Annotated in this window: 17 protein-coding genes; 2 read left to right on the plus strand and 15 right to left on the minus strand. The window is 30.7% G+C overall.

All coding sequences use genetic code 11. The features are described from left to right. Positions 1–301: 301 nt before the first annotated feature. The 7 genes from J2Z44_RS19530 to aroD form a co-directional block, all read right to left on the minus strand. Positions 302–1,213: a hypothetical protein gene (locus tag J2Z44_RS19530; RefSeq protein WP_209649978.1), complete on the minus strand. Its 912-nt coding sequence runs from the start codon at positions 1,211–1,213 to the stop codon at positions 302–304. A 671-nt stretch (positions 1,214–1,884) separates the two neighbouring features. After that, positions 1,885–2,460, minus strand: a complete 576-nt coding sequence (locus J2Z44_RS19535; protein WP_031270941.1) for an indolepyruvate oxidoreductase subunit beta — start codon at positions 2,458–2,460, stop codon at positions 1,885–1,887. 1 nt (position 2,461) lies between these two features. Further along, positions 2,462–4,228 carry an indolepyruvate ferredoxin oxidoreductase subunit alpha gene (gene iorA / locus J2Z44_RS19540; protein WP_209649980.1) on the minus strand — a complete coding sequence of 589 codons (1,767 nt, stop codon included), beginning with the start codon at positions 4,226–4,228 and terminating at the stop codon, positions 2,462–2,464. An 80-nt stretch (positions 4,229–4,308) separates the two neighbouring features. Further along, positions 4,309–5,205, minus strand: coding sequence for a phosphate butyryltransferase (locus J2Z44_RS19545; RefSeq protein ID WP_021281748.1), 897 nt, complete (start codon positions 5,203–5,205; stop codon positions 4,309–4,311). A gap of 179 nt (positions 5,206–5,384) precedes the next feature. Then, entirely contained in the window at positions 5,385–8,585 is a 3,201-nt protein-coding gene (locus J2Z44_RS19550) for a GNAT family N-acetyltransferase (protein WP_021281749.1), read from the minus strand. 459 nt (positions 8,586–9,044) lie between these two features. Further along, entirely contained in the window at positions 9,045–9,797 is a 753-nt protein-coding gene (locus tag J2Z44_RS19555; RefSeq protein ID WP_021281750.1) for a GNAT family N-acetyltransferase, read from the minus strand. 1,549 nt (positions 9,798–11,346) lie between these two features. Continuing rightward, a complete protein-coding gene (gene aroD / locus J2Z44_RS19560) occupies positions 11,347–12,114 on the minus strand; it encodes a type I 3-dehydroquinate dehydratase (RefSeq protein WP_021281751.1) in 768 nt (255 codons plus the stop codon). A gap of 230 nt (positions 12,115–12,344) precedes the next feature. Between aroD and J2Z44_RS19565 the strand changes: the two genes are divergently transcribed. Further along, on the plus strand, positions 12,345–12,845 hold the full coding sequence (locus tag J2Z44_RS19565) for a hypothetical protein (protein ID WP_021281752.1): 501 nt from the start codon (positions 12,345–12,347) through the stop codon (positions 12,843–12,845). Positions 12,846–12,960: 115 nt separating this feature from the next. On the opposite strand, the gene J2Z44_RS19570 is transcribed toward J2Z44_RS19565, so the two are convergent. The 4 genes from J2Z44_RS19570 to J2Z44_RS19585 form a co-directional block, all read right to left on the minus strand. Further along, a complete protein-coding gene (locus tag J2Z44_RS19570) occupies positions 12,961–13,980 on the minus strand; it encodes an alpha-hydroxy-acid oxidizing protein (RefSeq protein WP_021281753.1) in 1,020 nt (339 codons plus the stop codon). 412 nt (positions 13,981–14,392) lie between these two features. Further along, positions 14,393–14,866: a 2-thiouracil desulfurase family protein gene (locus J2Z44_RS19575; protein ID WP_021281754.1), complete on the minus strand. Its 474-nt coding sequence runs from the start codon at positions 14,864–14,866 to the stop codon at positions 14,393–14,395. A 198-nt stretch (positions 14,867–15,064) separates the two neighbouring features. Continuing rightward, positions 15,065–17,431 (minus strand): endonuclease MutS2, encoded by a 2,367-nt coding sequence (locus J2Z44_RS19580; RefSeq protein WP_021281755.1) that lies wholly within the window; start codon positions 17,429–17,431, stop codon positions 15,065–15,067. A gap of 17 nt (positions 17,432–17,448) precedes the next feature. Then, positions 17,449–19,824 (minus strand): U32 family peptidase, encoded by a 2,376-nt coding sequence (locus tag J2Z44_RS19585; protein WP_021281756.1) that lies wholly within the window; start codon positions 19,822–19,824, stop codon positions 17,449–17,451. Between the two features lie 332 nt (positions 19,825–20,156). Here J2Z44_RS19585 and J2Z44_RS19590 point away from each other — a divergent pair, with 332 nt between their 5' ends. Then, positions 20,157–20,351, plus strand: coding sequence for a DUF4177 domain-containing protein (locus J2Z44_RS19590; RefSeq protein ID WP_021281757.1), 195 nt, complete (start codon positions 20,157–20,159; stop codon positions 20,349–20,351). Positions 20,352–20,659: 308 nt separating this feature from the next. Here the strand turns inward: J2Z44_RS19590 and J2Z44_RS19595 are convergent, their stop codons facing one another. From J2Z44_RS19595 to J2Z44_RS22105, 4 genes are all read right to left on the minus strand, one after another. Continuing rightward, on the minus strand, positions 20,660–20,920 hold the full coding sequence (locus J2Z44_RS19595) for a MerR family transcriptional regulator (protein WP_021281758.1): 261 nt from the start codon (positions 20,918–20,920) through the stop codon (positions 20,660–20,662). A gap of 3 nt (positions 20,921–20,923) precedes the next feature. Continuing rightward, positions 20,924–21,607 carry a GPP34 family phosphoprotein gene (locus J2Z44_RS19600; RefSeq protein WP_021281759.1) on the minus strand — a complete coding sequence of 228 codons (684 nt, stop codon included), beginning with the start codon at positions 21,605–21,607 and terminating at the stop codon, positions 20,924–20,926. A 387-nt stretch (positions 21,608–21,994) separates the two neighbouring features. After that, entirely contained in the window at positions 21,995–22,300 is a 306-nt protein-coding gene (locus tag J2Z44_RS22100; RefSeq protein ID WP_021281760.1) for a transposase, read from the minus strand. Beyond that, on the minus strand, positions 22,263–22,526 hold the full coding sequence (locus J2Z44_RS22105; RefSeq protein WP_021281761.1) for a transposase: 264 nt from the start codon (positions 22,524–22,526) through the stop codon (positions 22,263–22,265). Before J2Z44_RS22105 ends, J2Z44_RS22100 begins: the two co-directional genes overlap by 38 nt. Positions 22,527–24,293 lie beyond the last annotated feature (1,767 nt).

Genomic DNA, 24,293 nt, shown 5'->3' on the forward strand with positions numbered 1-24,293 from the left:
ATGGTACTTTTTTACATACATTCTGAAACCCTTCAATTCCAAGGCCTTCCAGGCATTTTGCTAGCGCAAAAAAAGTTGAAATTCCTATATAATAAAAAAAGCTGCTAAGATTTATCTTGGCAGCTTTTTTATTTATGCATTCCTATTACAAGGATAAATTCCACTCTATTTAAGAGACATTAAGTCCTCACTCTATACAGTTATTTCAAAAGAACCCGTTGATTACTAATAGAGTTTTATAGTTTTAAGTTAAAGCAAATAATTATGGACAAATATATAATAATTCTATACTAAGACTTAATTACTGAACCTTATTTTTTAGTACTGATGCCTTGTATTCTGCATTAGTCTTTCCTGAGTTAGTAACAACCTTTAAGTATTGATTATAATTCATTGATGCAATATTTCCATAGGATCTTAAAAGATTTTCAAAGTATCCCATAGTGTAATGAAGCTTCATTAATGGCTCTGTGTTACGAGTATTGAACCTCAAAGTATAGCTTTTTTTAGCCTTATCAGCTCTTTTTTTAATATCATTATAATAATCTGAATTAATGGAGATTAATTGTATCTTTTCGTAGTTACAAACCATAGCTTCTCTATAATATGGCATTAAAACCTCTACCATTAACTCATTAAAGTGCTCATTTTTTTCTTTTTCCTCTTCAATTTTCTCTAGAAGCAGCTTTAACTTTTCATTGGTTTTAATTCTTAAGGCACTAAGTTTTGTTAAAGTGTTTTCAACTTCTTTTACTCCCTTTACTGCAGTTTCCTCTTCATCAACTTTTTTCACTTGCTTTTTATTTTTATCAATTTTACTATCTTTTTTACTTTTTTCTTTCTTATTAATTAACTCTAAAGCAAAAATAGCCTGTTCAAAATCATTATTAGTTTTCTGTAAATCACCATCTCTTTGAAGAGCTGCAATTATACTATCTTTATCTTGACTTAAGAAAGCATCCATATAGAAGAACAATCTGCCTAATCTTAGCACTGTATTTTTATTATTAACTATTTCATTATTCTCATCTAAATATAAATATTCCTTAGGATTTTCTCTAAAATTTCCCAAAACCTTCTTTTTAAATACTACTTCTCTATATAAACTACCTTGAAGCATTGCAGGTTGTGATACCAGAACCTCTTCAAAGGGTTTCTTATAGCTGTTTATAACCTTCATAACCTCTGGTGAGGGCGTTGTATATATGGACATGTAATTTCCTCCTTAAATAGTTTAATTCTGAAGTTATTTAATTTATACTTATTGTTATAGGCTTTATCATTTAATTTATTTTGTCTATCACGGAAAAGCCTTTGATTACCTTTAGTAAAATTATATTTAATTCTTTAAGACCTTATATAAAGACTTAAAGGTAAGAATTTATTTTATCGATTTTTTAAGTTTTAGGTAAGCCAAGTTATCTTTATCAATAAGTCATGTTCCCCCATAGATAAATTTTATTATAAGTTTTTGTGGGTATTATTAATAGTATATATTATATCAAATATTTTGACAAATTTTATAGTAGTTAATTTATAAATTTTAAATAAATAATTAAAGGAATTAGCTTGTACACTTTTACATTGTTGTCTTTAAGGCTTTTTAACAAACTATAGTGAAGTTATTTCACTAATTATAATTTACAAGAAGAAGTTTTTCAAAATAGCTAAGACCAAAACCACTTTAGATATACATAATTCTTCTTAATGTAAAATGTTTATATCTCACTTCATTAACCCTTTATATACTTATTCATAACTAGAATGTCATCTTATAGTTTTATATAGGTTTATATATGTATGTTCTTAGGACTTTATAACCTAAAACTATTGCTGCACCATAAAAAGAAGGTAACCTTATGGCTACCTTCTAAAAATTTTCTATTATGCTTCCATGCCAGCTTTTAATGCTTTTTTATTAAGCTCAATTGCCTTTTCTGGTACTAATGATGCAACTACATCCTCCCAGTTGATTTCTTCTAGATTTAAAGCCTTAAGTAATGCTCCAAGTAGTACTACGTTTTGTGCTTTAATATTTCCTAGTTCTTTAGCAATTTTAGCTGCATTAATTATTAGGGTATTAGGAATTCTGTTTTTTAATTCTTCGCTAACTCCCTCTGGATATTTTTCTTCTCCAATTAAAACTGGTACTGGATGGATTTCATAGTCGTTAACAACTAAGTGTCCTCCATCCTTTAAATAAGGAAGTGCTCTTAAAGCTTCACTTTTCTCAAAGGCAACTATTACATCAGCCTTTCCTTTTTCAATTAATGGTGAGTAAACCTTCTCTCCAAATCTTACTTGAGTAGTTACGCTTCCACCTCTTTGAGCCATACCATGAACTTCTGACATTTTAACATCATATCCATGTCTTAAAAGTCCTTCAGACAATATTTTTGAAGCAAGGATAGTACCTTGTCCTCCTACTCCAATAAATAGTATACTTTTAACTTCCTTCATATTATTCACCAACCTTCTCTATTGCAGTAAATGGGCATACTTGCTTACAAACTTCGCAACCATTACACATTGATTCATCAATACTAACTACACCATTTTGGAATTTAAGTGCTGGACATCCTGTCTTTAAGCACATTTTACACTTTCTACAAACTTCTTCATTAACTTTGCACTTTAAGTTTACTCTTCTCTTCATTACTTCCTTTATTAAAGCACATGGTTGTTTTGTGATAATAACAAAAGGCTCTGTGCTGTCATGAGCTTCCTTAACAGCCTTCTTAGTTTCTTCAAGCTTGTAAGGGTCAACTACTCTAATATTTTCTTTCTTAATTCCGCAGCCTATAACTAGTGTTTCTATATCAATTACTGGTGCTACTCTATTTTGAAGAGTTTTACCTGTTCCTGGGTTCTCTTGATGTCCAGTCATACCAGTAATGCTGTTATCTAAGATTACAGTTACTATTGGACTGTTGTTATATACAACTTCAATTAAGCCAGTAACCCCTGAATGATAGAAGGTTGAATCCCCAATGAAAGCAAAAACCTTCTTATCTTGTCTTCCATCTGCCATATCCGCTTTTTGTAACCCTACTCCACCAGAAATTGAAGCACCCATACAAATTACTGTGTCAGTAACATTTAATGGAGCATTCATTCCTAAAGTATAGCAGCCTATATCCCCTGCAGCTACTACATCTTTATATTTTGATACCGCATGGAAAATTCCTCTGTGTGGACATCCTGGACATAATACAGGTGGTCTTGATGGAGCTTTTAGTTCCGAACCATAGTTCCCCTTACTTTCTTCACCTAAAATAGCTCTTCTTATTATATCTGGATTTAATTCTTCACAAATTGGAATTATTTCTTTTCCTAAGCATTTAATACCCAATGCTTTAACTTCTTTTTCAATATAAGGATCATTTTCCTCTACTACATAAAGCTTTTCTACCTTAGAAGCAAATTCTTTTATCATTTCATCTGGTAGTGGATAGCTAAAACCAATCTTTAAATAAGAAGCATTATCCCCAAAAACTTCTTTACAATATTGATAAGATATTCCACTAGTTATGATACCAATCTTTGTATCTCCCATTTCAATTCTGTTTAAGCTACAGTTGTTAGAATACTTTCTTAATGCTTCTAATCTTTCTTCTACTTCATAGTGCTTTATTTTTGAATGGTTTGGAGTCATAACATATTTTTTTATATTTTTTTCATAAGGTTTAACCTTTACTTCTTTTCTTTCCCCAAGTTCTACTACAGTTTTAGAGTGAGAAATTCTTGTAGTAACTCTAAATAGAACTACAGTATCGTATTTTTCACTTACCTCAAAAGCTTCTCTCATGTAATCAAGACATTCTTGAGAATCTGAAGGCTCAATCATAGCAACTTTAGCATGTGGTGCATAAAGTCTGTTATCTTGCTCATTTTGAGAAGAGTGCATTCCTGGGTCATCAGCATTTACAACTACAAATCCCCCATTTACTCCTTCATAAGCCATAGTGAATAATGGATCTGCAGCTACGTTTAGTCCAACGTGTTTCATGGTAGTCATAGATCTTGCTCCACCAATTGATGCTCCAGATGCTACTTCAAAACCAACCTTTTCATTTGGAGCCCACTCTGCATAAACTCCTTCGTATGTAGCGAAGTTCTCTAGTATTTCTGTACTTGGTGTTCCTGGATAAGCTGATGCAACATGACATCCTGCTTCATAGGCACCTCTTGCAATGGCTTCATTACCAGTCATTATAACTTTCTTCATTTTTTTCCCCCCATTTATTTATTCTTTGGAATGGATTAGCTGCTATAAAACAATAATCCAATCCATCCCCATTTTACAAATTAAACTAATACAGCTCCTAATGCTATTGAGTATAACTTAGACTTAGCACTATCGGCTCTTGAAACTAGTACCACTGGGCACTTAGCTCCAACAATAACTCCAGCACTTTCAGCTTGAGCAAAGTAAGTTAAAGATTTTCCTAAGAAGTTACCTGCTTCAATATTTGGAACTAATAATATATCTGTTTCTCCTGCAACCTCACTTACAATTCCTTTGTGATGTGCAGCTTCCTTAGAAATAGCATTATCTAAAGCTAATGGCCCATCTATAATGCAGCCTTTAATTTGTCCTCTTTTATTCATAGTAGCTAGAGCTGCTGCGTCTAAAGTTGCTTGCATTGAAGGATTAACTACTTCTACAGCACAAATTGGTGCTACCATTGGTTTCTCTATTTGAAGTGAGTGAGCAACCTTTACTGCATTATTAATTATTCCAATCTTGTCCTTTAACTCTGGATAAGGTACCATACCTCCATCAGTTAAAAATAATAACTTGTGATAAGTTGGTACTTCATAAATCATTACATGAGATAAAAGATTACTTGTTTTAAGTCCTGCTTCTTTATTTAGTACAGCCTTTAGTAAATCAGCAGTTCCTAAAATACCTTTCATTAAGAATTGTGCTTCTCCCCTACTTACAAGGTCTACTGCTTTTGCAGCTGCTTTATTAATATCGCACTCGTCCTCAATTCTCATGTTAGATAAGTCTAATCCTAATTCTTCACCTAGAGATAATATTCTTTTCTTATCCCCAACTAATATAGCATCAACTATGTTATCCTTTACAGCTTGTACCACTGCTTCTAAAACAACCTTATCTTGAGCTGCAGCAATGGCTATGGTTTTCTTTTGTCTTTCCTTAGCTAGGCTAATGAGTTCCTCTAACTTTCTTATCATAGTTTCACCCCTTGATTATAAATAAAAAATTAAATACAAATTATTATGCAAGCCAATAAATTTACATAGCAATTAAGTACTATGTAAATATGGGCACATAAAAGATATATATTTCTAAAAATTTCTTATATTCACAATTTTAGTATAAACTTTTTGCTATTTTTCGTCAATTTTACCTGCTAAAGTAAACACACTGTAATTAATTTTTTTTCACCTTCAAATCTAATATTTTTAAAGCCATCTAGCATCATTTCATCTATAAGATTATCTGTTAAAATATAGAACATTGGATTTGTAAATACATTTTCGTCACTTGCTATATCTAAACTCCTTGTAAGAAGATAAACATTATCATCTACACTTATAGTGGCCCTTGCCATGGAGTTTTCCTTTTTTCCATATATCTGAATTTTATTCTCCACGTCATAATTTCCATAAGTTAGTGATGAACTTGGAAAAATGTCACAAAACTCAACTCCAACCCTATAAGTCTTTATTTCACTACTAGAATCTTTAAAAGTGATAAAGTTCTTCCTCATATCATTTCCAATATTAAAGAAATTTCTATGACCCAACAGCATATCTTTCATAAATTCCCCTGTATTATTAATAATTTCAGCAGTATGACATAATACAGGAACTCCTGGCAGCATCAAATAGTATTCATTAATTTTCAAGCCTTTATATTGTTCATTTTCAGTTATATTCAAGGAGGTTTTTATTCCTTGCCACTGATTTCCACATGTATCGGTGATTTTAACAAAGTTTGCTATAACTTTTTCATTTAATAGACTTGTAGATTCAACGTACCAATTTCTAGGTACAGTCTGCATTCCACCAAACCATGGATTATACCATGTTCGCATCTCTGACTTTGTAAATCCACTATGGAGATATTCCTGATTTCTATGGGTTAATGAATATATTCCACTTGTAAATTCTGGAGAAGACTTAATAGTGATTACCCCATTATTTATTGAGTAAATATTAAATCCTTTATATTTTTTTATCTGGGTTTTAAAATCTATATCTTTAATTTTAAATAAGGCAGCATTTTTTTCAAAAAGCAGTAATCCTAAATCTGTTTTAACAGAGATAATATCATAATCATACCCACCTGTCATTGATGTAAAAACATCCATAGCTAATGTCATATTTTCAAAGCTTTTTTCTATGCTGCAAACTGATCCTTTTTTTGAGTCAACTTTTATTTTTCCTTTAACCGGAATTTCATTATATTTTTTTAGTTCTATTGAAGCCCCATCTTTAATAAAAGGGTTTCCCTTATTTATAAGTACCTCACAATCATTAGTTGTCCATAAATTAAGAGGTTCTTTATCTTTTAAATCCTCAACTTTTGTGGTACATATTAACCCCTTGTGAAATGTCTTCATAGTAAAGCTTCTCAAATCTTGCCAAGTTTCGAAAGTTGTTAATGCTACAAAAATTGATTTAGTAGTTTTTTTACTTTTTCCATTAACTATGCCAATACTTTCTTCAATGTACATGTAAGGCCACTCGCCAAAATAGAAAAGTTTCTCTTCATCCCACCAAAGGCTACGAGCATTATCCTCATCCCCTGAAAAAATCCAATTTTCACTTAATAATTCACTTCTAAATGGAATTGTACTTTCTAGAGACATATCTGATAATTTAATAAATCTGTTATTATAAGGTATTACTCCTCTACTTAGTTCATCATGATATATTTCTTGTTTTATGGATATTTCCTCTTCTGTTTTAATGTCACTGAAATTGTATACTTCAAAATAACTCTGAGCAATGCCATTTATGTGAAGTTTTACTATTAAAGTTAACTTCATTTCACTATAATTATTAAAAAAATAATCTCCTTTGAGGATCATGTGTTCATCCTCTTCATACCAGTGAACATTTTCTATTTTCTTACTCACAAACTCATTACGGTTAAGCATTTCAATTTTAGGAGTAAATAAAACCATTTCTCTAAATTGATTTTTAAACTTTCTAAATTGTATACAGTTATCATCTTTATCTAAAATAACTGAATACGCACCATTTACAATAACATAACTATTATTTGTCTCTCCCCCAAATTTGCCTTCTCTTCCCTTAAAAAACTCTATTACATTGGTTTTAAATTTAATTTTCTCTCCACTTTTCAAAGTTGCCGTAACATTAATTGACTCTGAATAGGCTATTGGTTTTTTAAGAGTGTACGGTACTTCTATGGAAGTTTTTTCATTATCATTAATTTTAACTTTAAAATCTCTATTCTTAAATTCTATGTTATCATTTTTATTAAGTTTAAATTCAAAAGTAGCTTCTTCACGTAAGTTATTTTTAATATTTATATAAAATTTTGAGGATTGTCCAGGAACTCTTTCAATACTCTCTGATATAATATTTATTTCTGCTGGTAATCTTGGTAATATTCCAAATCTAAACAAAGCCATTGTATTATTTATGAAAATTTGTGCTACAATTGATGGATGTGTTTTTTCATTATTGATTTCCTCATTTGAATGATTAATATAAAACTCACCCTCAACTATTTCCCTTTCATAAACATTTACTTCTTTGTTTAATTGAAATTTTATATTCTTATTATCTTCGCCTTTTATTTTTATTTTTAGTGCTTTTCCTGTCTTATTGCTTATTTCATAGAATACTTTGTATGTCTTCCCAAACATAAGAGTTTCATCATTAATTATTACAGAGACCAAATAGTCATCTGTTTCAATAAGTCTTAATCCTCTACCACGTCTTTCAAATTGTAGCCTTAGTTTTTTATTATTTCTTTCCCAATTATATTCATAAAATTCAAATCCATTCTCTTCAATTTCACTAGGCTCCATGTCCATATTTTGCTTTAAACCACTATACCACTCCTGATTTTCGAAGTACCCTTTAAGAGCTTCTGTTTTTAAAACATATGGTATAAAACTTATACAATGAGAACCTTGGCTATTTTCCAGAAAAAATCCACAACGCTTATAAAATGGTATAGACTTTTTATTTGAAGACCACGTATGAAGATCTATCATTGAATAATCAAGTTCTAAGGCTCTATTAGTTACAGCTTTAATAATTTCTTTTCCTACTCCATTACCATGACAGTCGTACCTTGTATTTAGTAGATTTATCTTAAGTGCTTCTTTTTCATCTAGTAAAGCACAGTAGCCTAGAACCTCTTCATCATTAACAGCAAGAAAAGTATTTAGATTTGTATTAAATTTATGTGACTCCAGGATACTTTCCTCAGTTACACTTGCATAACTTCCATTCCATCCTTCAGTACTCATTGTCCACATCCTTGCAATTTCTTTTGCATAATGTGGTGTATAGTCTATAATCTTAATATTATTCATAAACCCAATCATTCCTTTCGCTGTGCTCAAGGCACCTCCTAGTGGTACTATGTGAAGAAAAAGTGCAAGTTGAACATGAATCTTCTAGCGATTTAGTTTTAAGTTGAATTAAATTGCACTTTTGCATAAATTTTGAAATGCAATTTTATACTTGTCCTCATACTGATTAGGTGATATACACCTGCTGTAAATATGTATTCCCACTCTATTATAAAATGCTTCTATGTAGTTAAATACCAAGCCATATGCATGATTATATAATTTATTAGACTGAGGTGTTACAACCTAAATATATCAGGTCAAACCTTAGAAAGAAGCCAACTTTACTTGACAATCTACACTAAAAAATTGATTTATACTACGGTATCTCAAAAATTTTATAATTTAAATTTTCTTGATACTTTATTATATTCAAGATATTATACCCAAATTAAAAGGTACCCTATTTCTAGAGTACCTTTTATACAAGCAATCTTTACTTTATTAACCCTAATCCCCTAATTTTTTTGAATACACTTCTGCCCATGCCGGAAAAAAACCCGCATTTATAGCCGTATTCTTAGAAATTATATGAGATACTGCGGTTCCATAAAAAGGTACCTTTCCACGCTTTAATATTTCCTGCTTTAATAGTGCAACTAGATTTGTGCCAATACCTTTTCCTCTATATTCAGGCAACACATTAATCCCAATTTGATATAGATTTTTACTATCTTCACTAGCTCCTGCCATCCCCATTATAACATCACCATCAAAAGCAGCAACACCAAGAACATCCGCGTAATTATCACTAAACATGAAAGCTTCACTAAATCTTCTATCACCCTTAAATTGTAATATATCTTGCTGTTCAAACCATTTTATTGTAGTAATAGGCTTTGCAGCGCAAAGAACCGGATTCGGTAGATAAAAATGAGGCATCTCATCAATTTCATGACCAAACTCTTTTAATTTATTATCTATAGCTCTAAGATTACCATAGTCAAATAACCAGCTGGCATTTTGATTTAAAATTTTCTCTTCAACCCAAGGTCTTATTTTTTCATCGGCATAGATTACCGCACATCCCCCTATACTGATTATCTTTAGAAAACATCCATCACTTTCATATATACGGCTACCTTCTAGACGTTTATTTTCCGTAATTGTATTTCCATCTTTTTCAAAATCTAATGGTTTACAATTATAATCAAGTGCTAATTGCTTTTTTGCTATACTAAGTATTTCAGTTTTTGAATACATATTTTTATACTCCCACCTTTTAATTTTCTTTTAAATGCATTTTAGATTATCTTTCATTTTACTACTATATTTGTATATTATTGTAAATGAGCAGAAATCAAGGAAATATTTTCAGTATATTAACCAAACAGATATCTACACAGCATTGAAAAGCTTTAAAATATAATCTAAAGATTCTCTTGCTTGAGTTTTTTGATAAATGAAAGTTCTTTTTTCTGAATCAATTAGTAATCATAGTTTATCTAGTTCTTTTTCACTAATATATAGAACTTTTACAACATAGAATTCCATAAAATTCCCCATTGTAAATTTTTTATTTTAATATACTTCAAAATATTCCAAAATAATTAATGTACTTCCATTAACTAACATTATACAGCATTTTAACTAAGCTATCTGTCATATTCTGTATTTACTTTACATTTATTACCGCAATTTGTTTCTGTTTTTTACATTTTATTTCATTAAATATTATTTTTTTGTGCTTTTATCAACAAATTCTAATCTCATTATGTTTTATATTATAAATTCTTGTTTTTTAATTTTTGCTTTTTCTTAGTCTCTTTATTAAATCATTATTGTTTTAATACGCATGACATTGTATGAAATTTTTATTTCACTACCATCCTTTTCTTTAAATGTTCTATTTACTTTTACATGTTATACTTGTAAATCAGTTACAACTGTTCTTTGTATTGTTTTTATAAACGCTTTAAATCACGAGCTATCATATTTTCTCTATATTAATTTCTTATATTCGTACTGACATCTTTCCACTAGTTTCCACAGTTTCTATTATGTTAGTAGTGAATCATAGTTTGTTACTTCAGAGTATTTATAGTTTCCTTTTAAGTTTATTACAACTAAGGACATATTATTGTCATCTTCTTATTTCTAAAATCTTTAAAGTTATTTATAAATGCTTTGAGTAATAAGTTATATATAAGTTCTAATTAACTTTCTACATCCCAAACCACTGAAAATATAGGTGCTTATAGAGACTATAATGTCGCTTATTTGTTAGATCATATATCATAACAAGTTATAAAATCTAATTTCTCCATGTCCTCTTATTATAAAGATTTATTATTATATATATTTGTTGTTATAAATATATATTGTTATCTTTAAATATTTATAAGAATATATAGTATTCATGCGGGTTCCAGAGCTTTTTATGAACTTTACCTTTGTTTTTTTCTTTTAAAATGCCTACTAATATCTCTTAATTCTTTTCAAGAAGGAATTATAAAATAAATAATTTAAATACCGAAGGTGTTGATTGTGAGGCATTACTACTGGAAAATGCCGTTAAAATATTAAATGAATTTACTACCAAGGAATTAAACATTAAACAAAAGCTATGATATTCTAAACTGCAATGTGCTCTCAAAAGAATACACTGTAATAATTTAGCTTATCATAGCTTTTTATATTTTATAGGAAACCAAAGTCAAAACTTAATTATACATTGTCCTACCTTTGTTCCCTTAAGGCCTTTTGGAGATAAATAAAATGAATTTCATTACGAAAGCCTATTTTATACTAATTAGGAACTGTATTTATGAATTGCATCAATAATCTTTCTTAACTCCTCCACTGAAACTTGCCCTGGAGCAGAAGCTTCTTTTCCAGCCCCAAAGGTTATAGCAGAACCAAAAACTTCACCTGAAATTCTGCTAATTAGTCCCCTCTTACCCATAGCCATTGTGATAATAGGTATATTATTATAACACTCATTCATAATTCGAGTAGCATCTAATAGATTAATCACATCTTTAGTGGAATTTGGCATCACAGCAAGCTTAAAAATATGAGCCCCTAAACTAACAGCTCTTTGAAATTTTTCTATCATTTCCTCCTTAGGAGGAGTTTTTTCAAAGTCATGAGTAGATAGAATAATAGCAACACCATTTTCTTCAGCAATTGAAACCATATCTTCAATATGCTGCTTCTCATTAAATAACTCTATATCTACTATGTCTACTAACTTTGTTCTTATTATTTCTTTATTTAATTGCACATAATATTCTGTAGAAACTCCCTTCTGTCCACCTTCTTTAAGGCTGCGAAAGGTAAAAATAATAGGTATATGTGATAATATCTTCCTAATTTCTTGAAGTACAGTTTTAACTTTCTCTATATCTAATAAATACTCATAAAAATCAACTCGCCACTCTACTAAATCCAATGGTAATTCTTTTAAATAACTTGCTTCTTCTAAAAGTTCTACAAGGTTTTTTCCTACTAAGGGTGCACAAATTTTGGGCATACCTTCCCCAATTACAACATTTCTAATCTTAACTACACTCTTCATATGAATCCTTCCTTTTATGTATTTGTGTATATTTTATCATAAAGAATAACTTTTCCTTTAAGTTTTTAATATTATTTCAAAACGCTTCTTCTTTTACACCTCTTTTCCAAATTGTGTAATATAATATAATCAAATACTTATTTTTGCTTTGCACTAGTTTAAGCATAACAATGCCTTGTATACATAATGTTATTTTATATAGAGAAGTATTAATCAAAGGGGATGATTTAATGGAAAATTTGCTACGTAAAAAACCATTCATAATAAGCTTTGTGGTCTTCTTACTAATAGTTATATCCACTTTATATTTTTCAAACAAAATCAGTTTGCGAACTTATAAAACTTCTCACTCATGGGCAATAGATGTAAAAGACCCTAAACAGGTATATGATAATTCAGATTTTATTTTTATTGGAACAGTAGAAAAACAAGTTGGAACAATAACTTATAAAAACGTACCAGAAACTCAGTTTTCTGTAAAGGTTCACCAGCTTATTAAGGGAAATATAAAAGATACTATTATTGTAAATCAAGAAGGTGGTATAAAGAATTACACATTGACTATAGCAGAAGGAGACAAGTTGCTGATTCCTGGCGAGCAATATTTACTTATAGGAAAGTTTCATAAAGAAACTAATACTTATACTTTATTGCCAGTATATGGTGATGTTCTAATTAACAATGATTCAGATATACAAAAACATCTGGATACATTTAGCAAATTTAACTAATACAGAACTAGAATTATCTTATAACTTTGTTTTAAGATACATTTTTTACTATAAATAAAAAATTAAGAGTAGACCTCCTTCTATGAAGTCTACTCTCTTTTAGTTGATACCTTATTTATTTTCTAAATAAAACTCTACCATCTATATTTTTAACATCTTTGCAACCTGTTAAAACCATAGCTGATTTTAATTCTCCCTTTAATTCTTCTATGTAGGTTCTAACGCCCTCGCTTTGTCCTCCAAAGGAAGCTGTAACGAAAGGTCTTCCAATAAGCACTGCATCAGCACCTAGAGCTATAAATTTAAGTACATCCACTCCAGTTCTTACTCCACCATCTGCTAGGATAGTTACTTTTCCCTTTACAGCTTTAGAAATATCCTCTAAAACATCAGCTACTCCTGGAGTTTGATCTAATACTCTTCCTCCATGGTTTGATACTACTATAGCATCTACTCCTGCTTCTACTGCTAGTAGAGCTTCATCTACAGTCATGATTCCTTTAAGGATAAATGGAAGCTTAGTGCTATTTACTAATTCTTTTATGTCTTCAACAGTTTTAGGCATTACTGGTTTTCCGTGAAGAGCTAGGGTTATAAGTCCACAAGCATCTATGTCCATTCCCACCGCAAAGGCTCCAGCTTCTTCAGCCATTTTAATCTTTTTAATTACATTTTCATTTTCCCAAGGTTTTATAAATACAATTCCTTGTCCATCAGCTTTCTTTAAAGCTTCAAGATTAGTAATCAGGAAGGAGTCCACTGCTGTATCCCCTACCATTGGATATATCCCTGCATTTAAGCATCCATCAATTACCCATGATATGTATTCTTCTTCAGTGAATTTTCCACCCATGTTTAAAGTAGTTCCTGAAACTGGGGCTGCAAACACTGGAATATCTAGCTTTTTACCAAATAACTCAATTGAAGTTTCAGGATTTTTAGCATCATGAATTACTCTCATGTTTAACTTATATTTATTTAAGGCATCAATATTTACCTTAAAGGCATCTCCTGAACCTTTGCCACCCATTCCTGGTACTTGTCCAGCACAAGCAACTCCATTACAAACTGGACAAACTTTACAGCTATTGTTTAGGTTTTCCCTAGCAGCTTTTCTTACTTCTTTAATATTCATAAAAAAATCCCCCATAACAAGTTATAATTTATTGTATATTTTTATAATTAACTTACAGATAAACACTTATATATCTTAATAAGTTCCACACTTAAGCAGCAGTGCTTTACTCTAAGACATATAATTACTTGCCTATGTAAAATGCAATAAAGCTATGCATAAACATATCTATTTTATTTTCCATTTTCTTTTATATAAGTTGTTTAAAACTTTCTTATAATATAGAAATACTTTTGTAACTTATATACGGATTAAGGCATCTGAAAATAAATAACAAGTCAAAGATGTGAAGACTATTTTGTGATAGACAAGGAAACAGGTTCCGCAGATAGTGGGGCTATCACAGGGTTCTGTTGACGCAGTATAGCACAAAATAGACGAGCAGATTGACTTACTTATTTTTTGAAGATGCCTAAAGCCTATTTTCCTCAAAGAACTTTTCTAGTTCTTCTTCAGTGTAAACCTTGATTCCATTTCTTAAAAGCAGCTCCGCAGCAACTCCATTGCCAGGCTTTTTACCACCATTAAAGGTACCATCATAGATGATTCCCTTTCCACAAGAAGGACTTCTAGCTTTTAAGATTGCTACCTTTGCATCTATTGCCTTTGCAATTTTAAGGGTTTCTATGGCTCCTTTTATAAATTCCCCTGTTACATCATCATTTTCATCAGTTCCTTTAACTCTAGCTTTTCCATCTAATACTAAAGCTCCATCCCCTTCAATGATTTCATGAGCAACTCTTGGTGTTTCTTGCCCTCCAAGTTGTTCTGGACATACTGGAATAGCCTTACCTTCTTGTAACAATTTAAGTACTTTTTCATTTAAATTATTACCACCGTCATATTTGCAGTTAATACCACAAAGACACCCACTTACTAATATCATTTTATCACATCCTTACGTAAAGTTTATTTTACTTAGCTTTAAAAAGTCTTAAGGGAACCACTGTAGGTTCCCTCTATAAATCAATTCTTTATTTTAGTTCCCTGTACCATAGGTAATGTGCAAATGTAGTCTAACCTTAGTTTCCTACACTAAAGTTTACTATGGTTTTAAATCTAATTACGAAAATTAAACTATAAGTTACTTTATCTGTACTACTGTAACTCCTGTTCCACCTTCACCATAGTTTCCTAGTCTAGAACCTTTTACGTGAGGGTGTCTTCTTAACAGGTCAGTAATTGCACTTTTTAGTACTCCTGTTCCTTTTCCATGAATAATAGTAACTTCATTTAGCCCACCAAGATAAACTTCATCTAAGTACTTATCCACAGTGTAAATTGCTTCTTCTGCATCCATACCTCTTAAATCCACAGAAGTTGCTACATTTTTAAGATTTAACTTAGCTTCTCTTTTTTGCATTTTAGCTTTTTTCTTATCTTCTTGGGTTACCTTTGATTTTCTTAAATCAGAAAGTTTTACAGAAATTTTCATTATACCAGCTTGAACTTGAACCTCACCTTTATTATCTGGTTTTGAAAGCACAATTACATTTTGGTTTAAGGATGGAAGATAGACCTCGTCTCCCTCTCGAACTGTTTTTAGTTGTTCTCCTGTATATTCTTCTGACTTTTTCATGGAGTCTTCCATGTTTTCAAGTTTATCTTTTATTTTTCGTCTTTCAGTTTCTAACATATTTCTTGCTTCTGAAGAATATCCTAACTTTTCAAGGTCTCTAATATTTTTAAGAATATCATCTGCCTCATCTTTAGCAGTTTTAATAAGCTGTTTGGCTTCCCTTTGAGCTTGATAAAGGGCATTTTCCCTGTTTTTCTCAAACTTATATAATTTCTCTTCAAATCTTTCCTTAAGCTTTTCTGCATCCTTCTTTAGTATTTCAGCATCACGAGCATCATTTTCTGCCTTAATACTCTTTTGCTGAAGACTTTGAATTAAATCTTCAAATTTAAGACTTTCACTTGAAATATTTTCTCTTGCAGAGCTTATAATATATTCAGGTAGTCCTAGTCTTCTTGAAATTTCAAAGGCATTAGATTTACCTGGAACTCCAATTAAAAGATTATAAGTTGGTCTTAAAGTTTCCACATTAAATTCCACAGAAGCATTTTCAACTCCTACAGTCTTAAGTGCATAACCTTTTAACTCGCTATAGTGGGTAGTTGCTACAATTTTTGTATTTCTACCTCTTAGGTTTTCAAGAATAGAAACTGCAAGAGCCGCTCCTTCTGTAGGGTCTGTTCCTGATCCTAATTCATCGAATAGGGCTAGGGTATTTTCATCTGCACCTTCAATAATTCCTACAATATTAGTCATATGAGAAGAGAAGGTAGACAGACTTTGCTCTATACTTTGCTCATCTCCAATATCTGCAAATACTTTATTGAAGAAGCTTACCACTGAACCACTTCTTGCAGGAATTAAAATTCCGCTCATAGCCATTAAATGAATAAGTCCAACTGTTTTTAAAGTTACAGTTTTTCCTCCAGTATTTGGTCCAGTAATCACTAAGGATGTAAATTCTCTTCCTAAATAAATATTACTTGGTACTACTACCTTTTGATCTATTAGTGGATGCCTTGCTTCTATTAAATCAATGATTCCCTTATCATTAACCTCAGGGCATATACAGTTAAGTTCCCCAGCATACTTTGCTTTTGCAAAGATAAAGTCTAGTTCCCAAATTATATTTCCATTGTTTTCAACAATATCTACATTAGCAGTAACCTTTGAAGAAAGTTCCCTTAGAATTCTTTCTATTTCTGCCTTTTCCTTAAGCATTAATTCCCTAATTTCATTGTTAAGCTGAACTAAGCTCATTGGCTCAATAAATAAGGTTGCTCCAGAACCACTTTGATCATGAACTAATCCTGGTACTTGGTCTTTGTATTCGGCTCTAACAGGAATAACATATCTATCTCCTCTAACGGTATATAAGTTTTCCTGTAAATATTTTGAGTTAGCTCTAACTAGTGAGCCTACTTTATCTTTAACTGATGAGCTTTTATCTCTTAAAGTTCTTCTAATACTATATAGCGCAGCACTTGCTCTATCTGAAATTTCTTCTTCACTTACAATTGCATTAAAAATTTCATCCTCAAGCTTTTTAAGCGGTACAAGTCCCACTATAATATCCTCAAGAACTCTATAGCCTTGCTCTTCCTCTTTATGAGCTATATAATCCTTAAATAATCTTGCACATCTTAGCATGGAACCAATTCTTAAAAGTTCTCCTGGCATTAAGGCTGAACCCTTAGCTGCCCTTGAAATCCCTTCCCTTACATCATGAATTCCATCAAAGGGTGGCGCCCCTTTTAAGCTTGAAATCTCTAGAGCCTCCTTAGTTTCTTCTAAGTGCTCTTTCATTTCATAAAGATTTTTATAAGGCATTAAATTATCAATTATATCTTTTCCCGCAGAGGTTTTTGCGTACTTTTTTATACTTTCTTTGATTTTTCCGTATTCTAATACCTTTAAGGTCTTTTCGTTCATTATTTCACCTGCTCTCTTTATTCTACTCCTCTTTTATAATGTCCTCTTGTGTATTCCTTATAGTCACCCTCATACTTTTCGTCCATAATCATCTTTAGTACTTCTTTTATTTTATTTTCACCCTCATCTATAAAATCCACTCTAAAGAAGTTAAATCCATTCTTTTTAAGCTCCTTCATATGAGGCACTAAGTTTACAGGCACATGATTATAAATATGACTTCTGCAATACTTATCAGTTTTTAGAATAAACTCCTCACCCATTCTATCCCTTAAAGTAAAGCTATCTTTTGCGCAATTAGCCCTGCAGTTTTTACTGCTGCTTCTTTCTCCGAAGGTACTGCCAATAACACAGTACTCACTTATCATAAGTTCATATTTTCCATAAAGAACAATTTGCATTGGCTTTTTAGCTTTTTCTGATAGCTCTCTAAGTTCTCTTCCGGTTAGCTCTACACTTAAGGCAGAAATATCTGCATAGCTACTATAGAAGTCATAGCTGTTATGATTAAATATATTTAATTTATAGTCTCCAATTATTGAAGTTCTCTCTTTAAATCTATTAATAATCCCAAGATTTGCAGTGACAATTCCCCTAATATTACTTAAGTTTTCTTCCACTACCCTTGCAATTCCCTCAAATTCTTCTTTTATTATATTTGGCACCTTAATGTAGATGTTATTATAATTTAACTCATTAATTTTTATATCATTACCCATGGAAAATAAATCTAAGGCTAAAGCAATATTATTATATTTACTATTGAATTTTTCTTCTTCAATAAAGTTAATTACTGTATTATATTGTTCTGTTGAAGAAATACAAATTAATAAGTCTGGAATTTCTTTGTGAGCTTTTACTCTGTAGTTTTCTTCTACCTTTAATATATTTTCTTCACTTTTCTTATATCTTAAGGTTATGAAGTTTATAATTTTATCTATTAATTCTCTACGAACTAAATTAATTCCTGCAACTGGCAAGAACCCTTCTTGAAATTCCTTGAAATCCACTTTATTTAAATTAAAAGGTGTATCCCCTAGCTTACTTAAATTCTTAATTATACTTTCCTTGTCTAAAGGCCTTTTTTGGGCTACTTGAACAATATCCCCAGTTACTTCAAAAGTTTCTCCTTCATACTCAGCCTTTAGCCTAAAAGGCTCATTGACCTTAAATTCTACTTCTATTTCTAGTGGAAGCTTCTTTTCATATATATTTTCATAAGCTGTAGAAAGCTTCTTCATAAGCTTTGTATCTGAGGTTACATAAAGCTCATCATTAGGTTTATATTTTTCAGGCTTAAGCTTTACTACCTCTCCTTTTCTAGCAAACTCCACTTTTTCTTTACCCTTTACTATAGAGGTTATATTAAAGCCTCCTTGATTAATTCTAATTCCATCTCCCAGAGAAATATCCTTAGATAAGGTTACAGACAAATCTTTATTTGCTTTTCCAAGATATACCCCTGTATTTTTAGGGAAGTTATAAGCCATCATATCCTTGCCCACATTGCCACGAAGATAGGCTTTAGAAAAACCCTCCCTATTAAACAATTGGGTAAGAATTTCTTTATGACTACTGCTATCGTAGCCTTTTTCCTTATAAACACTTTCAATAGCATCTCTATAGCTCGATACTACCCCAGCCACATATTCTGGTTTTTTCATTCTTCCTTCAATTTTTAATGAGGAAGTATTACTTTCTATTAAATCCTTAATTTCATCAATAGTGCACATATCTTTTGGACTTAATAAGTATCCTTCCCTTGTTTCCTCATTTCCCTTGTTAATAACTGTATAAGGTAATCTACAAGGTTGAGCACATCTTCCTCTATTTCCACTTCTTCCACCAATGACGCTACTCATAAGACATTGTCCCGAATAACTTATACATAAGGCTCCATGGACAAACACCTCTGTTTCAACGCCTAAATCTGTAGAAATATACTTAATTTCTTCTAGGCTAAGCTCTCTAGAAAGCACTATTCTTTGGAATCCCAAGTCTCTTAAAAACAATGCACCTTCTCCATTGTGAATTGTCATTTGAGTTGAGGCATGTATTTCAAAATCCATCATAGAGGCTTTGACTAAGGTAAATAAGCCCATATCCTGAATTATTAGTGCATCTACACCAATGGTATATAAATATTTTGCATATTCAAAGGCTTCTTTCATTTCATTTTCTTTTATTAAGGTGTTTAGTGCAATGTATACTTTTACTCCATAAAGATGGCAGTAATCCACTGCTCTAATTAAGTCCTCATCACTAAAATTACTTGCATAAGCTCTTGCTGAAAATTTTGTTCCTCCCATGTAAATAGCATCACAACCTGATTGTACTGCTGCATACATGCTCTCCAAGCTTCCGCCTGGTGCTAATAACTCTATTTTATTCATATTCATCTCTCCTATTGCCATACCTATAATTATACAATACTGTGAATATAAAACAAGGTAATGTATTTGTACAAATTATAGTAAAACTTCCAAATAAGGCAGTATTTTATAGTTTACGTAAGTTTTCTTCTTTAGTTTTAACCAACTTTTCTATTTAATGTGCCTATTTAAGGTTATACTCTGTTTTATATTTTTAATCATCTATTTAATCTAGTACATAATATAACTTCTTTTTAACTTCTATATATTGTTATTTTAGCATTAATTTGTATATAATTGTATTACACTGTTGAAAAGTTTAATATAAGCTATTCTAAAGGAGAGGTTTATCAATGTATGAATATAAGGTTTTTAGATGGAGATTTGATTTAAATACCCCAGAAGAACTAGAGGTTACTTTAAATGATTATGCTAAAGAGGGCTGGAGATTATTTAACATCATGCCAAATGTTAAAGGAAGTGGAGGCGCCATATTTGCGTCAGTAGATGGAAATGAAGCTACTATTGTTATGGAGAAATCTAAATAAGCTTATCTTTAGCAAGTTTCGATTTACTAAAGCCTAAGATAAATCATTTTTAAGAATTAATATACCCACAAATTTAAGCTAACTATCAGCATCGTAGATTATTAAAACCAGGATTGCAAATGTAGGTAAAAGCACAATTTACAATCTCTAGAAAAAGAAGATGAACTTGTTGCCAAATCTATTGTAACTAAATTTTGTATAGGTGATTTTGCAATGATGAAGCTGCTACACAGTTAACCACATAGTGAGTTGTATAGCAGCGCTGTTCTTTATTAATTGAAGTTAAAAAGCTTTTATTCCAAGTATGCCTACTTGCACAAAATTTTCCCCTTAATTTCCCACATTGTAAGTCCATTAGATTTTAACAAATTTATTTCATTAAGGCGATTAAGTGCATCTATGCGAGGATATCTTCTAACAAGTCTACTATCTATCTGTTCAAAAGGCAATAACCCCTCCTCTGTATAGTACTTCACGGTACTGTACCTCATACCAGATAATAGAACCAATTCACTGATTGTAATAAATTCAGAGTTTTCAATTACGTCCATGCTTCTAGGTCTAGACATTTTCTACACTAACCCCAAAAGCAAAGCAAATATAGAATTAATCTCGATTTCATCAATTGCTTTCTTTATTACCTTGTATTTCTCAGACTCTTTTGTTTCATACAGCTGTTCCATTTTTTCCTTTATGGCTTTATATTCATATTCAGAAAAATATCTCATAAGCATCTTATTCCCATCTGCTAGAAGTGCAAGATATAAAGTACTTTCACCAATTTGCCCATCTTCTAACAATTCTGCTCTTATCTTCTGAATTATACAATCACCAATGTTATTAATATCCTTATACTCTTTCCTATTACCCAGTAATACATCTTTAGTTTCAAGCTCTAAAACCTTTTTACTAATAATACTTTCTGCAATAGAATTGCATATATTACTACCTAACTTTGAATTTACATACAGGTGTTCAATCCACCTTATTAATTTCATTGGTTTTTTACTTGCCAATGTTGCTAATATAAGATCAATATACTGTTTTCCTGTTAAATCCGAATTAGTTACTACAACTTGTTGTTTTTCGTTAAGAGCAATTTTTTCATCTAAAAAGAGCTCAATAAACGCAGATGTAATTGTATATGCCTTATCATTTCCTAGCCTTAACTTCTTTGACTTAAACATACTCTTACCAAGCAATGTTAAAGTAACAAATTCCTCTGTAATTGATAGATTGAAGTCTATAAGTCTCATAAACATCCTCCTTTATTTACTACTTACTACTTACTACTTACTACTTACTACTTACTTTTATTATATATGCTTTTTTTGAAATAATCAACACTTATTTCAAAATATTGTAATTAACTTATCCTTAATTATTCATCAGGTTTATTTTTAATGAGTATCTGTAAAAAAAGATATTTAAAGTGAACTTGGTGACTATTTTTTTGTTAAAATCGAAAATCTTATCACTTATACGTTTCTTTCATAAGATTTTATCACGCCAACTTCTTAAAAAACGTTAGTTTTTACCTACACACTTGTACTTTAGATTTTAAAAATAAACCTTGAATAATTGCTACTATAAACCCGCAGGATGTTGTTTAATACAACTAAAATATTCTGTTTTTATGCACATCATAAAGGAATAGAAAATTTATTAATATTCTCCAGAGTGTTCCAAAATGCCTCTTTATAAGCACAACTGCTACACATTTTAAGATTCAAGTATCTACCGTCTCTAACTATTTTTAGAAGCTTAATTATAATGGTTTCAATCCTACTAGATATCATTAACTTACACAAAACTAAACGTCTAAACCAGTTATTAAAGTTGTAAGCAAATATTGCTACTTGAAGCTTATTGGCATTAGCAATAAATTCAGAACTGCTCATTGAATCAAAATCAAATCCATTTTTCCCTTCCTTTATAAAGTGTTGCATTAACTTTTAACCTTATTGCATAAAAGACATTGTTTTCTTCAACAAGCTTATGTACCTTGGGATTAGCAAATCCACCATCTCTCCTTACAAACCTTGATATGGTTGGATATTGTTCTGAATACATTTTTAGGGTTGCCCCTATAAATCTTACAACTTGGCTTGAGGTATATACGTTTCGAGCTCTAAGCTCCGCTTTAATTAAATCCCCAGTTAGACCATCAAACATTAATAATGGGTTATACCCTGTACATGAATAGTGAAAATTATATGCTAGATCATTAATAAGCTCATCATCATTGTCATCAGTATGGTAACCAGCTATATTTAAATAGATTTTTTGTATAACTATATCGGAATTAGTATGTTTTCTAAATTTAGCATTATCTTCAACTTGTAAGATATCTTTTATAGCTAGGCTTAAATCTAACTTTTCATCAAACTATTTATAAAGAATTAAACCAGTGTCAGATGTTAAATCTCCACCGTGAAAAATAATCCTAATCTTTCTAGTGAAATTTAATGATTTTTCTAATAGACTATTCATGTGAGACTGAAATTTGTTAAGTGTTTTTGTGCAAATTAACCATAACAAATTTGAGTCTCTTTTCCCGTATCTTTTCACTTTTTAGGTGAAATCTAAAATTAATGCAAATTCACTTATATCACCATGCTACTCATAGTTTTGATTATAATGATGAATACTTAAGGCTCATTATAATCAAAGTGTATAATTAGTACTAGAAAGTGTTTTTTCCAAATTATAAGAAGTTTTTATGTTTCTCACTTTAATTATTATTCTATACATAATTAAAAATGCAAGCCAAAATAGTATCTAAATAGGTAACTTTACCCTGATAAGCTTGCATATACCCATAGTGGATATATCTGTAATGAAAATACTTTTACCACTGAACCATGAAATGAATCTTTCTAAATTTTTTCTTATAAAAGATTTTTTAGCAGCTTTTACGAAAAAAATAATAACAGTACTTTGTAAAGAGCACTATTATATTTTGTAAAAATTTATGAACAGTTAAAAGTGCTTCATTTAGATCAAATTCTTTAGTTATATTACTATTAATTAGATATAACTATGTTTAAATATTCAATGACAAAGGTGTAAACCTTAAGTATTAATTTCAAAGGATTGCATAAACTCTTAAAGGTCTATAGATTAATGTCCGCCAACTCCAGTACTTTTTACCACGGCAATGAGCTTACTCCATATTGTAGTCTTCAAGAATTCTTTTTTTACTCGTTCAGATGGAGTTCTTTTTTTATTACCTTTCTGAAATGCCAACTTACAGGTAGGCTACTTATTTTAATACACTTGTCACAAGTCCTTACATGAAGATTTTGTTGACCTTGATAGTTGGTACAATTACCGAATTTCAACCAGTCTAAAGCATAAAGAAGGAAAAATTGCTAGAAGTTTATTATATCCAAGTTCATGAAACAACAATTTTAGTTCTTGGTTCTAAGAGTGAAGATTCAGATGCAAAAATACATGTGTTTATATAAGACTGGTGAAACTAATTCACTCGTTATCTTATATGACTATTAAAAACAAGATCCAGCACTTGCTCTAAGGAATTTTGACACTTACTTATAAACTAAGGATATCTATATCAAACAAGTTCAAGGATAAAAGCTCACTTGTGATTGCACTATAAATCACAAGTGAGCTTTTATAAATACTATTCTTAACTATTTTACTTATAATTAACAACATTCAATACTTCCTCAAAACTATCACATTTAAGCAATCCAGACTTTTTCCAATATTCATATTCTGCTGGTTTAATCTCTGCCGACATCTCAATCATTTGCTTGGAGGCCTTAAATACCGATTCAAGGATATGATCGCTTTCTATCTTTTTATCAGTTAAATATTCTGCAATCTCTTAAGCCCCGAAACTATCTTGGACAATTCCTTATACATTCAGTATAATGTATAAAGTGAATGGAGGTAAAGAAATGAAAGGTAGAAGTT

It is taken from the genome of Clostridium punense (assembly GCF_017874425.1).
GTDB classification, from domain to species: domain Bacteria; phylum Bacillota; class Clostridia; order Clostridiales; family Clostridiaceae; genus Clostridium_J; species Clostridium_J punense.

Bases quoted from the DNA above. Each gene is read 5' to 3' on its own strand.
- J2Z44_RS19545 (WP_021281748.1), bottom strand. From the start codon at position 5,205: ATGATAAGAAAGTTAGAGGAACTCATTAGCCTAGCTAAGGAAAGACAA.
- J2Z44_RS19570 (WP_021281753.1), bottom strand. From the start codon at position 13,980: ATGAATATTAAAGAAGTAAGAAAAGCTGCTAGGGAAAACCTAAACAAT.
- J2Z44_RS19565 (WP_021281752.1), top strand. From the start codon at position 12,345: ATGGAAAATTTGCTACGTAAAAAACCATTCATAATAAGCTTTGTGGTC.
- J2Z44_RS19555 (WP_021281750.1), bottom strand. From the start codon at position 9,797: ATGTATTCAAAAACTGAAATACTTAGTATAGCAAAAAAGCAATTAGCA.
- J2Z44_RS19575 (WP_021281754.1), bottom strand. From the start codon at position 14,866: ATGATATTAGTAAGTGGGTGTCTTTGTGGTATTAACTGCAAATATGAC.
- J2Z44_RS19600 (WP_021281759.1), bottom strand. From the start codon at position 21,607: ATGAGACTTATAGACTTCAATCTATCAATTACAGAGGAATTTGTTACT.
- J2Z44_RS19530 (WP_209649978.1), bottom strand. From the start codon at position 1,213: ATGTCCATATATACAACGCCCTCACCAGAGGTTATGAAGGTTATAAAC.
- iorA (WP_209649980.1), bottom strand. From the start codon at position 4,228: ATGAAGAAAGTTATAATGACTGGTAATGAAGCCATTGCAAGAGGTGCC.
- J2Z44_RS19595 (WP_021281758.1), bottom strand. From the start codon at position 20,920: ATGTCTAGACCTAGAAGCATGGACGTAATTGAAAACTCTGAATTTATT.
- J2Z44_RS19535 (WP_031270941.1), bottom strand. From the start codon at position 2,460: ATGAAGGAAGTTAAAAGTATACTATTTATTGGAGTAGGAGGACAAGGT.
- J2Z44_RS19590 (WP_021281757.1), top strand. From the start codon at position 20,157: ATGTATGAATATAAGGTTTTTAGATGGAGATTTGATTTAAATACCCCA.
- J2Z44_RS19580 (WP_021281755.1), bottom strand. From the start codon at position 17,431: ATGAACGAAAAGACCTTAAAGGTATTAGAATACGGAAAAATCAAAGAA.
- J2Z44_RS19585 (WP_021281756.1), bottom strand. From the start codon at position 19,824: ATGAATAAAATAGAGTTATTAGCACCAGGCGGAAGCTTGGAGAGCATG.
- aroD (WP_021281751.1), bottom strand. From the start codon at position 12,114: ATGAAGAGTGTAGTTAAGATTAGAAATGTTGTAATTGGGGAAGGTATG.
- J2Z44_RS22100 (WP_021281760.1), bottom strand. From the start codon at position 22,300: ATGCAACACTTTATAAAGGAAGGGAAAAATGGATTTGATTTTGATTCA.
- J2Z44_RS22105 (WP_021281761.1), bottom strand. From the start codon at position 22,526: ATGTTTGATGGTCTAACTGGGGATTTAATTAAAGCGGAGCTTAGAGCT.